This is a genomic window from Laedolimicola intestinihominis, assembly GCF_040096155.1.
Taxonomy (GTDB): domain Bacteria; phylum Bacillota; class Clostridia; order Lachnospirales; family Lachnospiraceae; genus Laedolimicola; species Laedolimicola intestinihominis.
Genome location: NZ_JBBMFE010000018.1, coordinates 1 through 12650 on the forward strand (window position 1 = coordinate 1; position 12650 = coordinate 12650).

Consider the following 12650-nt stretch of genomic DNA (forward strand, 5'->3'; position numbering starts at 1 on the left):
TGACTGTTACTAATAGGTCGAGGGCTTGACCAAGAGTGTGAAGCGAAAGCGGAACGCGAAGCGTCATAGGATAGAAAAATGTCTAAGCAGATATGCAGTATATAGTTTTGAAGGTACAAAGAGAACGCTGTACGAAATGTTCGTACAGCGTTTTTTGTGTTCTCTGTATTCTTTCCGGAAATGGATATCAGTTTCGATACTGCCGCGGCGTCATGCCGGTATATTTTTTAAATACCTTAGTAAAGTAACTCTGATCCTCGAAGCCGGTGGCGATGGCAATATCAATAATGGAATAATTTGTATTGATCAGATATTTCTTACTTTCCTCAATTCGTGTATAATTCAGAAATTCCTTAAAAGTAGAACCGGAGCATTGCTTAAACAGTGCAGAAAAATAAGAAGGATTCAGTTTTACATGATCAGCGGTTTCCTTCAGGGTAAGAGGCTGGTCATAATGCTCGGAGATATAAGCGATGGCAGCGGTCATCAGTTCCTGTTCGTTGCGGTAATTACCGCCTTCTCTGGCGGCACTCTGCTTTTTGGAACAGGATGAGCAGGATGTGGTGCAGAAGGAGCAGGAATCTGACTTTGCCGAGAACAGCGGAGGAAGCATATAGGACAGAAGCCAGCTGATCTGTTCTGCCTTTTCCGGCGAAACCAGAGAAATGCTGGAGGTGTACTCACAAAGCTCCAGCAGAGGTTTTGGAGGAAGCCCATAGCGTTCTCCGATATCGCTGAGCATATCGGTATCCGCAGGCGCAGTCAGAAAGGGGCCGATGAGAATACAGCCTAGAGCCTCGGAATCATGGTATAAGGGATAGACCAGATGATTCAGATTGGCATGACAGGAAAAAATATAGGGCTTCTGAGATTTTAGAGCGCGCAGAGCCGCATCCGCGTGGAGCTCCCGACAGGAGTCCTTGGGAGTGGAATAGACAGAAAGCAGCTTTTTAAAACAGTCGCAAAAGGGCGTGGAGATGCCGAAGCCGCAGAGTGTCTGCCCGTTTTCGTTTAATGCCTGCAGAGGAAGCTCCAGGCAGGAGTAAAGACATTCCAGGAGCTTTTCCAATTTCTTTTTTTCAATATATTCATAGAGTTTAACTTCCAAAACAAAGCCTCTTTTCCGGTAATTATTTTGTGAAATAAATAATACCATAAGTTTGGTAAAAATACCATTTTTTATTACCAAAAAAGGCAGAAAAACTGCAATTCGCACGAAATATCGCGTTGAACATTTGTGCAGAATGAGAAAAAAATCAGTCATTTGTCATATCGTTGGTGAAAATATTGACAAAAAAATACCAGTTGTGAATAATAAAAGCAGAACAAAGTCACGTGAAAACGAAAGGGGATTTACAATGTACAAAAACAGTATTGTAACAAAGAAACTTGTCGTTCAGCCGGTATTCGTAAGCCTGGTACACCTGAATGTATTTATGGGACCCTGCCGCTATGGCGTTGGGGAGGAGCTCACCTACGATTACGAGAAGAAGGAATCTTTAAAAACCTTCCAGTTCTTCAACGAGGATCTGAAAAACTACGTGGATCATGGTCATGTAGAGCTTCTGGAGAGCAAATATCTGGAGTGGCATGAGGATTTTGCGGTGAAGGAAGAGAGTATTGAGGACGTGCTTTCCAATAACGAGAAGGTAGATGTTTACCTGATTTCCGGAACCAGACTGATTTCTTATGTATCTACGATTATTGCAAAGCGTTCCGGCAAGCCGATTGCTTTCTGTCCGCTGTCCAACAGTAAATATTCCCGTCTGGGCGGAATCGACGCGGCGGCGCATCTGTTCGCAAGCGGTGATTTTGAGGTATACAACGCGCTGAGCTATGAGGAGCTGAACCAGACCTTCCGCGCGATGCGCACCAGAAAGGTACTGAAGAATATGAAGCTTCTGTACGGCCTGAGAAATAACATTCTTTCCTTCGGCTGCGTAAGCTCCTTTGTGGACATCACAGATGTAACGAAGCGCTTCGGTACGGAAATCCTGAACTATAATGGTCTGGAGTTCTTCAAGGAGCTGGATGCCCTGACAGATGAGGAAAAGGCAGAGGCAAAGGCCATTGCGGATAAGTTGGTGGAGGATGCCAATGGCGTTCATCTTCCTGCAGAGACGATTTCCAATGATGTGGAGTTCTATCTGACCGCAAAGAAGGTCATGTCCTTCTATGATTGTAACGCATTTACACTGCCCTGCTTTGAGATGTGCGCAACCAGAGAGCTGAATAAGCGTCACCTGACCTTCTGTCTGACACATTCTCTGATGAAGGATGACGGAGTACCGTCCGCCTGCGCGTCCGATGTGGGATCCGTGATCTCCATCGCGATTCTGATGAGCATTGCGAGAAAAGCGCCGCATATGGGTAACTGCATGGTGCGTCTGGAGGATAAGACCAACCATTCTCTGCGTATTCTTCACGATGTATGTTCCAAGTATATGAAGGGCTATGATGAGAAGCCGCTGCCGATCGATTATGTAAGCTTTACCAAGGGCAACTGGGGAACCACCATGCGTTACGACTTTGCCCAGGATGCGGGAGAGAAGGTTACCTTAATCAATCTGAGTCCGAAGATGGATAAGATTATGATTGTACGCGGTACGGTTACCGGCTGTGATGATTTCCTGACACCGGAGTGCAAGCACGCGCTGGTATTTGATGTGGAGGACAGCCATGATTTCCATAAAAAGGAAGCAGAATTCGGACATCACTTCGCATGGGTATACGGTGATTACGAGGAGGATTTAAGAATGCTGGCAGATATGCTGGGAATGGATGTTGTGGTTGCGTAATCGGCAGAATTGCCTGGGAGCCTGAAATCTGAAATAATATAAAGAATTGAAGCAACGGCAAAATTATGGTATACTTTATCCGGGATGTTTGGTGAAGAGACTATAGTTTTGCCGTTTTTTGGAGGTTATATGACAGTGGAAAATCAGGATGAATTGAAAAAGCGCGCGGCAGTCATGTATTATCGTGACGATATGACCCAGGCAGAGATCGCGAGAGCGCTATATCTGTCCAGAACCAAGATTTCCCGTCTTCTGAAGGCAGCGAAGGAAGAGAATATCGTAGATATACGCATCAATGGCGGCTTCCGGCGGAATGATTATCTGGAGCATATTTTTGAAGAACGATATGGACTTAAGGAGGCGGTGATTCTGGCGGACATTCCCGGCGGGGAGGAAGAGGCGCTCCGTACAGTCGCCAGGGCAGCCGCAGAGTACATAGATTCCATTTTAACCAAGGATTCCATTATCGGAATCGGAAGAGGCAGGACGCTTCAGACGGTGGTAGAGTGTATGGAGCCCCAAAGGTTTCTGCCGATTCAGGTAGTGCAGCTGATTGGGTTACTGAATAACCCTTCACAGAATGAGGAGGAGATGGAGCTGGTCCGGCAGTTTGCCAAGGTATACGGGGCCTCCTGCCACAATCTCTTTGCCCCCTTTATTCTGGATGATAAGCAGGCCAGACAGGTATTGAACCGTGTGGCGGCGGTAGGCAAGACCATAGAGCTTGCCAAGCAGGCCAATGTGATATTGAGCTCCGTAGGAAATTTTGATTTGAAGGACAAGCGGATTCTGTGGAATTCCTATCTGGGAAAGGAAGAAAAGCTTCGTCTGAGCCAGCAGGGGGCGGTCGGCCTGTTTTTTGGAAGATACTATGACCGGGAGGGCAGAATCCTGGATACGGAGCTGCATAATAAAATTTTTGGTCTGGAAGTGAAAGAAATTATAAATAAAGAACAGGTGATTACTGTAGCGCAGGGTCAGAAAAAGGCGCTTCCCATTTTGGGAGCCCTGCACGGCGGATTGATGAAAACGCTGATTACCGATGAGAATACAGCGTTAAATGTATTGATCCAGGAAGGAAAAATGATAGAATAAGCAGACAGATAAAAGGTTCCGGGAATCCACAGAGGAGATCCCCGGAACTAATTTTTAGAAACTTTAAGAAACGGTTATTTTAAAATCAGGTCTTTAAGCGCCTGGAGGAGCGTATCGATTTCTTCTGTGGTATTTTGCGCGTCAAAGCTGATGCGCAGAGCGCCCTCAACCAGAGAGGCTTCATAACCGGCGCTTTTCAGTACATGGCTTAAGGTGCCGCGGGAGCAGGCTGAGCCTGCTGATACATAGATGTCGCGCATACTCAGGGCGTCCACCAGATCGCCGGATTGTGTGCCGGGAAAGGAACAATTCAGCACATAGGGACAGGCGTCTTCGGGACTCAGAATTTGTACCTGAGGGAATGCATCGATAATGGCATTCCGGCAATACCGGTTCAGCCGGGTGACCTGTTCCAGATTCTGTTTCATGTTCAGAAGCCGTTTTTCAGCGGCAGCGCCAAAGGCACAGATGAGAGGGACACTTTCCGTACCGGGATTCACGTGGCCTTCCTGGGCACCGCCGTATTCCAGGGGGGTTACGGGAACCTGCGGACGGATATAAAGCATGCCGATTCCCTTGGGCGCATGGATTTTATGGCCGCTGGCAGACAGAAGATCCACCTTCAGTTCATGGAGCTTGACCGGTATTTTACCAAAGCTCTGGACGGTATCGCAGTGGATAAGCGTGTGGGGATGCTCCCGGTGTACAGCCTCGGCAACCTCCCGCACGGGAAGAACCTCACCAGTTTCGTTGTTTACATGCATCATGGAAATGAGAATGGTGTCCTCACGGACAGCCCTGAGAATATCCTGTGCCTCTATGCGGTGTGTTTCCGGAGAGGGAGCCACGTAGGTGACGGAAAAGCCCTCTTTTTCCAGAGCTTGACAGCAGGAGAGTACAGAGCTGTGCTCAATGGTCGTGGTCACAATATGACGTCCCACAGCCTGATTCGCCAGGGCGGTACCCCGGATGGCAATGTTGTTGCTTTCTGTTCCGCCGGAGGTAAAATAGACAGAGTCCGTGGGAGCTCCGATAAGCCGGGCCGCCTGGTAACGCGCGTTCATTACAGCCTGATAGGCATCCATTCCAAAATGATGGAGAGAAGACGGATTGCCATAACGGTTTGTCATAAAATCAAGGGCGATGGCCGCAATATCCGGGTCGGTGGAAGTCGTGGCGCTGTTGTCAAGGTAAATCAAAAGAATCCCTCCTGTTCATAAAACGATAACTCTGTCTGTATGATAGCATGCGAAGGTTTTCCGTTCAATAGAACCGCAGGATTTGGGATGAAATTCCAAAAATAATGAAAAGTGAATAAATGTGCAGAGAAGCACAAAGGTGAGAAAATGTTTATTTGTTAAAATATCCAAAATAAATACCATTTTTCAAAAATAATTCAAAATATTGACGGGAAAAAACTGCTATCATCTAGTTAAGTTTGGAGGACATAAAGGGGACAGCGGAAAACAGGCGCGCAGTATTTCCGGGAGACTGTCCGGAAACTTCAAATGAAAAATGTATGATTTACAATTCAATACGAGAAGGAGAAGGGATTATGAATTATATTCTTGATTTATTGCTGAAGCAGATCTTCACACAGCCATTCCTGCTTTTGGCAATCGTAGTATTCATTGGTTACCTTGCTATGAAACAGACCGTCGGAAAAGCTCTGATTGGAGCATTTAAGGCGTCTATCGGTATTATTGTAATGGGTATCGGTTCCGGCGCCCTGTCCGCGAACTTTGGTCATCTTCTGACAGCACTGAAAAATTCTACAGGACTTCAGGGTGCAGGCCTGAATACCTACTCTACCATGACAGCCGGCTTTGAGAAAATGGACGCTGTACTGGGAGAGGGCGTAGGTACCTCCTGGGGACTGTATACACTTCTGGTTGCATTTATCATCAACCTGATTCTGGTAGCGCTTCGTAAGTACACTAAGATTCGTGCCGTATACCTGACCGGTAACGCGATGATCGTACAGTGTGGTATCACCGTATACATTGTATGGAGATTCCTGGGTACAGGTATGGTTCCGACCATCCTGATTGCAGCTGTTGTAACAGCTCTGTATTGGGGTATCTGCTCCACGATGCTGATTAAACCGACCAAGGTTATCACAGGCGGCGCAGACCTGACTGTTGCTCATCAGCAGATGTTTATGGACTATGTAGCTTACAAGGTAGCTCCGAAGATTGGTAATCCGGAGAAGGACGATATCGAAAAGAAGAAACTGCCGGCATCCCTGAACTTCCTTCAGGACAGCGTTCTGGCAACTCTGCTCTGCATGATTATCGCAACTGCAGTGGTCATGCTGGTTATCGGTAAGGATGGTGTAGACGCTCTTCGCGGAGCTGACGGCTTTAACAACGGTACTTATAAGAACAGCATCATCTTCATGCTGTGGATTTCCATCACACTGACCGCAGACCTGTGGGTACTGCTTGCCGGCGTTCGTATGTTCGTAGGTGAGCTGATGATGTCCTTCAAGGGTATCTCTGAGAAGCTTCTGCCGGGCGCAGTTGCAGGTGTTGACTGTGCTGCTCTGTACGGCTTCGCTCCGAAGTCTGTAGTACTTGGTTTCCTGTGCGGCGCACTGGGCCAGATTGTAGGTGTAATTGTCCTGATTGCAACAGGAAGCCCGATTGTCCTGATTCCGAGCTTTATCCCGCTGTTCTTCGACGGCGCTACCGTAGGTATCTTCGCGAATAAGTTCGGCGGCTGGAAGGCTCTGGTAACCATCTGCTTCTGCACAGGACTGATTCAGATTTTCGGTTCCGCGTTTGCGGTTGCTATGCTGGATCTGCCGTGGTGGCAGGGTGTCAGCGACTACGCAACCATCTGGGTAGCAATTACCGCTATCTTCAAGGGAATCGGAGCAATGCTCGGAATTCCGGTTGCATGCTAAGCTTTGCTGTGTAATAATCATTAAGAAATACAAGACAAAAAGGAGAATGAATCATGTTAAATATCGTATGTGTATGCCATAATGGAATGGGAACCAGTATGCTGCTGAAAATCAATGTAAATAATATCTGCATGGAAAACGGAATCAGTGCCAGCGTTGAAGCCTGCGCGCATGGTGAGGCAGCGGGATTCCTGATGAATGCGGATATCGTTCTGACCAGCCCGGAGATCGTGGAAATGCTTCCGCCGACCGACGCAAAGATTGTTACTACAACCAATATGCTGAACAAGGATGAGGTAACAGGTCTGCTGGTAAACTGCGTAAAGGAAAATTTCCCGGGCGAAATGTAATCGGGAAGGGCTTTTATGACAGTCATCAATTATATGGTCAGCATTTTGGCACTGGCAGTGCTGATATATGAGACTTATCTGGTAATCCGGCAGAACCGCCGGGTTACCGTGAAAGGAAAAGACGATTTCTTTACATTCTGTCTTGTATTACTGTTTACATCGTTGCTTTTGCGGCCGGATCCCGGTGCGGAATTTGTGGAAAGCCTTCGCAATACGTTAATCCTGATGGCATTGTTCTTTACCCTGGCGGTGAAGCGCGGAATCAGTGAAAAGGGCGTGGTAAAGCTGGGCTTTGTAATTCCCTGGGAAAAGGTAACGACAGTGGAGATTGCGGAATATCAGACATCTAAGGTTATTGCGCGTTTTACAACCGGGAAGAGACAGTTTAAGCTTATATTTCCGAAATATCAGTTAAAGCAGCTGGTGTATGAAATTCAAAAGTATATTCCGAAGGTGATGGTAGAGAATTCTCTGAAGCTGAACGGATAAACGAAACCCGATGGGAAGATGAAGCCCATCGGGTTTTTTATATATTTTTTTACTTTATTTTCGATACTGTTTGGGCGTCAGGCCGGTATATTTCTTGAAAACTCTCGTAAAATAACTCTGCTCCTCAAAGCCCACGGCAATGGCGATGTCAATAATAGAATAATTGGTGTTGCTCAGAAGGTGCTTGCTTTCTTCGATGCGGATATAGTTCAGATATTCCTTAAAAGAGGAACCGCAGGATTTCTTAAACAGGGAAGAAAAGTAGGAGGGATTCAGCTGTACCTGGGCCGCCGTTTCCTCCAGAGTCAGGGGCTTATTGTAGTTCTGGGTCATGTACTGGATGGCATTCTTAATTACCTCGCTGTTTTTTCCTGAATTTTTTACAAACATACTTTCAATAAAGAAATCCAGAGTTTTCTGAAGTTCCAGGCAGAGCTCCTCCTGATTGCGGGTGGAATTCAGATTCTGGAGAAAATTGTTGCTGATTTTCAGGGCCACGTCAGTGTTGGCTCCGCCCTCCATGGCTGCACGGGAAAGAACGGAACAGAGTTCGATGGCCCGGGAGCGGATGATATTCAGGTTATTGCCGCCTTCAAAAAATACGTATCCGAGGAGTTCGTTGAGAACCTTTCGGGAATCTTGAATATTACGTTCCTTTACCCGCCGAATGAGCAGATTTTCTTTTTCCACCGGATAACTCTGTCCCTGTACGGACTCTACGGATTTGTACATCTGGATAGATTCGCTGATGCGGGATTGCTGCACAATTTTACTCCGGCTTTCGGAAAGCTGCTGCAGAGCCGAGGGAATCAGCGGAGTAAAGGTGTAGGAGAGAAGTCGGCTGATATGTGTGGCCATCTCCGGAGTGATGATGCGGATACCGGACAGAGCCTCATAGAGATCCAGGGTATGCTCGGTAGATACGGTGTACCGCCGGGTGATGTCCAAAAGTAACGTAGAGTCCGGTTCGTCCATCAGAAAAGGGCCTATCAGAATCGCGCCAAAGAGGGTGTCTTTATTTACCAGTGGAAATATGATATGATTAAGATTAGCATGACAGGAAAAGACGTAGGCCTCCCCCAGATCCATGGCCCGTTTTGCCGCTTTTGCGTGCAGCTCCTTACAGCTGCCCTTCTGAGCGCTCTGCTCGGATAACAATTTTTTAAACTGCATACAGAAGGGAGTGGCAGTGCCAAAGCCACAGAGGGTGTTGCCCGCTTCATCCAGGGCCTGAATAGGCAGATTCAGGCAGGAATAAAGACATTCCAGAATTTCCTTCAACTGCTGTTCACTGATAATATTGTATAAATAGGCTTGCATATAGAAAGACTCCTTTTCCTCGTATGCATGCTATTATATCATAAGAAAATCAAAAAAAGTATCAAATTTCAAAAGTTATTACAAGCAAAATCCAAAAGAAATTACTAAAATAACATCAGATATTGAGGAGTGACAGAGATGTCGATAATTCAGAGTATATCAGGAAGCGTACAAGAAGGAAAAGCAAAAAGTGTAAAGCAGCTGGTACGTCAGGCGCTGGAGGAAGGCTATGATCCGAAGGTGATTCTGAATGAAGGCCTGTTGACAGGTATGATGGTAGTTGCCGATAAGTTTAAGAAGGATGAGGTATTTGTGCCGGAGGTGCTGGTCTCATCCAGAGCCATCAACGCCGGACTTACCATTCTGGAGGGTTATCTGACCACGGGAGATGGTGATGGCTATATCGGAAGAGTTGTACTGGGAACGGTGCGCGGCGACTGGCATGATATCGGAAAGCATATGGTATCCCTGTCTCTTCGGGCAGCAGGTTTCGAGGTGGTGGATATCGGATACGATGCGGATACAGCCCTGTTCCTTGATACCGCCGAGAAGATTGGGGCAGATATCATCTGCATGTCAGCGCTTCTGACCACCACGATGGACGCCATGCAGGAGGTTATTGAAGAACTGAAGCGCCGTCATTTACGCGAAAAATATATCGTTATGATAGGCGGAGCTCCGGTCAATGAATGCTTTGCCCAGGAAATTGATGCAGATATTTATACGTCAGACGCCATGTCCTGTGCCAGAGAGGCAAGGAAGGCAGTTCTGAAGAAGAGAGGACAAGATGAGGTTTCATAACCTGAAAGCAGAGGTGCCGGAGGAAAAGGTACTTCAAAAAATGAATTGTCCGCCGGAATCTGAGTGGTATGAGGAATTTCAGAGTGAGCTGGAAGAGCTTGAAAGCGAGGCAAAAAGAGCGTTAGAGCCCCATGGAGCAATGGCCTTCGGAAAAATACCGAAGGAGCTGGCTACGGAAAAGATTCCGGAGGGAACAGAGGTAGCCTGCGCCATAATTACGATTGGAAAGAATATTTCCGATTATTGTGAGAGCTTTTTCCGGGACGGGGACTGCGTCAGAGGACTTCTGGCAGATTCCTATGCAGATATTTATCTGTTTGAACTGGAAAAATGCTGGGTGCATCAGGTGATGGACGTCTGCCGGGAAAGAAAGGTGGGCATCCGGGGACGACTGGAGATTCCGGGCGATCTGACCATGGAAGCCCAGAAGTTTGCCTTTGACACCATTGGGGAGGCAGAGCTTCCGGGACTGACCTTATCCAGGGGATATATGTTCTACCCGGTAAAAACTATTTGCCATATCTTCCTTCTGTCGGAGGATCCGGAAGAATTCCGGGTGGCACATGACTGCAGACGGTGTACGAACACAGCCTGCAATATGCGAAAGGAGCCTCCCAGTCCGGAGCTTCTGGAAGCGTAAATATGGATGTACGTTCGGAAAGCTGGCGCGCGGCCAAACGGATGTCAGATATAGGATTTGAAAGTCTGTAGATTTTACAGGAAAAGCGAAAGAGAGGAAAAGAAAAATGACCAGTTATGAAATTATGAAGGCTAATATACATTTCCAGAATCCGGACCGTATCGGTCTTCGATTTGACAGAATCGCGGGAAAGGGTGATGTATGCCGTATCTTCGTACTTCCGCCGAAGGATAAAAGAGACAACAGCAAGACCTACAGCGTATCCAAGAAGGTTCGTCCGGGCGACAACGAATACGATGAGTGGGGATGCCTGTGGAGAAGCGACGGAAAGGGATCCAGCATGGGCGAGCCCTGTAATATCGCTCTGGAGGATCTGGAGGAGGATCTGGAGGATTTCCAGTTCCCGGATCCGAAGGCAGAGGGCCGTTTTGACGGACTGGAGGAAGCGCTGAAGGTGGCAGAGGAAAAGAACCTGTATGTACAGTTGAACAGCCCCCAGTGTATTTTTGAGCGTATGCATTTCCTGCACGGCTTTGAGGATACCCTTTGCGATATCATTGAGCTTCCGGAGGAGACAGAGGAGCTGGCAAGAAAGCTTGCAGACTATCAGATCGGCATTATCGAAGAAGCATATCGTCTGGGAAAGGGCCGGATTCACTGCTATGATACCACAGACGACTGGGGTACCCAGCAGGCACTGATGATTTCTCCCAAGAGATTCCGTGAAATCTTCAAGCCGCAGTACAAGAGAATCTTTGACAAGGCGCATGAGTGCGGTATGGACATCCGTTTCCATACAGACGGCAAGATCAATGACATCCTGGAGGATCTGATTGAGCTGGGCGTAGATATCATCAATATCCATCAGCCGAATCTGGTAGGCGTGGATGAGATTTCCAAGATTGGTCAGGGACGTATCTGTTTTGAGGCGTCTGTGGATATTCAGACCACACTGCCGACCGGAGATAAGGAGCGCATCGACCGTGAAGCGAAGGAACTGGTTGAAAAATGGGGTACCAGACAGGGCGGCTTTATCGGCGTAGAGTACGGCTATCTGGATGCAATCGGTACCACCAAGGAAACCATGCTGTATGAACTGGAGTGCTTTGAGAAGTACGGTACCTATAAGAAATAAGGCGCAGGATAACAGGAGGAAATGACAATGATTATTATTGCAGAGAAGCTGAACGGAACGATTCCTTCTATGGCAAAGGCGATCGCAGGCCGGGATGAGGAATGGATTAAGGATATCGCCCGGAAAGAGGCGGCAGACGGAGCGGCTTTTATCGATGTGTGCGCTTCCGTTGAAGTGGGCGAGGTAGAAACCCTGCACTGGATGATTGACTTGGTACAGAGCGTGACAGATGTTCCGATCTCCATTGACAGTCCCAGCACTGAGGTTCTGGCAGAAACATACAAGTTCTGTAAGAAACCGGGACTTTTTAACTCCGTGTCCATGGAGAGTAAAAAACATATAGATTCTATTTTCAAAATTATGGCTGAGAATCCTGGCTGGGAAGTCATCGCCATGCTGTGCGATGACACGGGAATTCCCAAGTCCGCGGCAGACCGTCTGCGTGTCTTTGATAATATTATGAAGAAGGCAGAGGAGTATGGAATTGATCCGTCCAGAATCCACATTGACCCCATCATCGAGGCTGCGGCCCTGATGGATCCGGACAGAGAGGATGGACCGGGAATCACCATCAATACCAAGGTAATTGACGCTATCCGCGCAAAATACCCGACCATTCATATTACTTCCGCTATCAGCAATATTTCCCACGGCCTGCCTGCCCGGAAATATATGAACTATGCTTTTGCTTCCCTGGTATTATCCCATGGACTGGACAGCGGTATCCTGGATCCGCTGAACCATGGAATGCATGCGATTATTGATACCACAGAGAAGATGCTGAAGCTTTCCGACGCCGAGATGCAGAAGATTGTGGGAGCGGTGAAGGAGCAGACACTGGAGGATGTGGAGCTTCCCCTTCCGGATGGCGATTTCACTCCGGAGGAGGCCAGAAAATACGCGGAGATGTCCGCGACCATACTGGCTATGAAGGAGCTGCAGATGACGGTAGAGGATCTGGAGCCGGACGAGGAGGATCGCGATATTCAGGGCGTCTCCTATGCGGCAGAGGCTTTGCTTGGTCTGGATGAAGACGGTTACTGTATGTCATACATTGAAGCATATAAGGACGACCTTTTTGGCGTACCGAAGAAATAAGAAAACAGGAGGAATG

The 12650-nt window shown here is 47.6% G+C and carries 12 protein-coding genes; 9 read left to right on the forward strand and 3 right to left on the reverse strand.

Annotated elements, in window-relative coordinates:
* Positions 1-187: 187 nt before the first annotated feature.
* A complete protein-coding gene (locus WMO29_RS14905) occupies positions 188-1108 on the reverse strand; it encodes a helix-turn-helix domain-containing protein (protein ID WP_349165329.1) in 921 nt (306 codons plus the stop codon).
* A 250-nt stretch (positions 1109-1358) separates the two neighbouring features.
* On the opposite strand from WMO29_RS14905, the gene WMO29_RS14910 reads away from it, so the two are divergent.
* The gene (locus tag WMO29_RS14910; RefSeq protein WP_349165330.1) at positions 1359-2798 is read left to right on the forward strand and encodes a hypothetical protein; all 1440 of its coding nucleotides are present in this window, start codon (positions 1359-1361) and stop codon (positions 2796-2798) included.
* Between the two features lie 129 nt (positions 2799-2927).
* Positions 2928-3893, forward strand: coding sequence for a sugar-binding transcriptional regulator (locus WMO29_RS14915; RefSeq protein ID WP_349165331.1), 966 nt, complete (start codon positions 2928-2930; stop codon positions 3891-3893).
* 74 nt (positions 3894-3967) lie between these two features.
* Here WMO29_RS14915 and WMO29_RS14920 read toward each other — a convergent pair whose 3' ends face one another.
* A complete protein-coding gene (locus WMO29_RS14920) occupies positions 3968-5092 on the reverse strand; it encodes a cysteine desulfurase family protein (protein ID WP_349165332.1) in 1125 nt (374 codons plus the stop codon).
* A 356-nt stretch (positions 5093-5448) separates the two neighbouring features.
* Here WMO29_RS14920 and WMO29_RS14925 point away from each other — a divergent pair, with 356 nt between their 5' ends.
* Genes WMO29_RS14925 through WMO29_RS14935 form a run of 3 tightly spaced genes read left to right on the forward strand, consistent with a single transcriptional unit; the run spans position 5449 to position 7640 of the window.
* Complete coding sequence (locus WMO29_RS14925) at positions 5449-6801, forward strand: PTS transporter subunit IIC (RefSeq protein ID WP_349165333.1); 1353 nt, start codon at positions 5449-5451, stop codon at positions 6799-6801.
* A gap of 53 nt (positions 6802-6854) precedes the next feature.
* A complete protein-coding gene (locus WMO29_RS14930) occupies positions 6855-7151 on the forward strand; it encodes a PTS sugar transporter subunit IIB (RefSeq protein ID WP_178039097.1) in 297 nt (98 codons plus the stop codon).
* Between the two features lie 15 nt (positions 7152-7166).
* Entirely contained in the window at positions 7167-7640 is a 474-nt protein-coding gene (locus tag WMO29_RS14935; RefSeq protein ID WP_178039098.1) for a hypothetical protein, read from the forward strand.
* A gap of 54 nt (positions 7641-7694) precedes the next feature.
* Here the strand turns inward: WMO29_RS14935 and WMO29_RS14940 are convergent, their stop codons facing one another.
* Positions 7695-8960: a helix-turn-helix domain-containing protein gene (locus WMO29_RS14940; RefSeq protein ID WP_178039099.1), complete on the reverse strand. Its 1266-nt coding sequence runs from the start codon at positions 8958-8960 to the stop codon at positions 7695-7697.
* A 138-nt stretch (positions 8961-9098) separates the two neighbouring features.
* On the opposite strand from WMO29_RS14940, the gene WMO29_RS14945 reads away from it, so the two are divergent.
* The 4 genes from WMO29_RS14945 to WMO29_RS14960 all read left to right on the forward strand — a co-directional run bounded on the left by WMO29_RS14945 (position 9099) and on the right by WMO29_RS14960 (position 12634).
* Positions 9099-9761, forward strand: a complete 663-nt coding sequence (locus WMO29_RS14945) for a cobalamin-dependent protein (RefSeq protein ID WP_178039100.1) — start codon at positions 9099-9101, stop codon at positions 9759-9761.
* The gene (locus tag WMO29_RS14950; protein ID WP_178039101.1) at positions 9748-10401 is read left to right on the forward strand and encodes a hypothetical protein; all 654 of its coding nucleotides are present in this window, start codon (positions 9748-9750) and stop codon (positions 10399-10401) included. The genes WMO29_RS14945 and WMO29_RS14950 overlap by 14 nt, the downstream gene beginning before the upstream one ends.
* A 106-nt stretch (positions 10402-10507) precedes the next feature.
* A complete protein-coding gene (locus WMO29_RS14955) occupies positions 10508-11536 on the forward strand; it encodes a uroporphyrinogen decarboxylase family protein (RefSeq protein WP_178039102.1) in 1029 nt (342 codons plus the stop codon).
* A gap of 27 nt (positions 11537-11563) precedes the next feature.
* Positions 11564-12634, forward strand: coding sequence for a dihydropteroate synthase (locus WMO29_RS14960; RefSeq protein WP_349165334.1), 1071 nt, complete (start codon positions 11564-11566; stop codon positions 12632-12634).
* Positions 12635-12650: the final 16 nt, after the last annotated feature.

Coding starts and splice junctions, on each gene's coding strand:
- WMO29_RS14950 (WP_178039101.1), top strand. CDS start 9,748: ATGAGGTTTCATAACCTGAAAGCAGAGGTGCCGGAGGAAAAGGTACTT.
- WMO29_RS14940 (WP_178039099.1), bottom strand. CDS start 8,960: ATGCAAGCCTATTTATACAATATTATCAGTGAACAGCAGTTGAAGGAA.
- WMO29_RS14960 (WP_349165334.1), top strand. CDS start 11,564: ATGATTATTATTGCAGAGAAGCTGAACGGAACGATTCCTTCTATGGCA.
- WMO29_RS14925 (WP_349165333.1), top strand. CDS start 5,449: ATGAATTATATTCTTGATTTATTGCTGAAGCAGATCTTCACACAGCCA.
- WMO29_RS14945 (WP_178039100.1), top strand. CDS start 9,099: ATGTCGATAATTCAGAGTATATCAGGAAGCGTACAAGAAGGAAAAGCA.
- WMO29_RS14910 (WP_349165330.1), top strand. CDS start 1,359: ATGTACAAAAACAGTATTGTAACAAAGAAACTTGTCGTTCAGCCGGTA.
- WMO29_RS14915 (WP_349165331.1), top strand. CDS start 2,928: ATGACAGTGGAAAATCAGGATGAATTGAAAAAGCGCGCGGCAGTCATG.
- WMO29_RS14935 (WP_178039098.1), top strand. CDS start 7,167: ATGACAGTCATCAATTATATGGTCAGCATTTTGGCACTGGCAGTGCTG.
- WMO29_RS14930 (WP_178039097.1), top strand. CDS start 6,855: ATGTTAAATATCGTATGTGTATGCCATAATGGAATGGGAACCAGTATG.
- WMO29_RS14955 (WP_178039102.1), top strand. CDS start 10,508: ATGACCAGTTATGAAATTATGAAGGCTAATATACATTTCCAGAATCCG.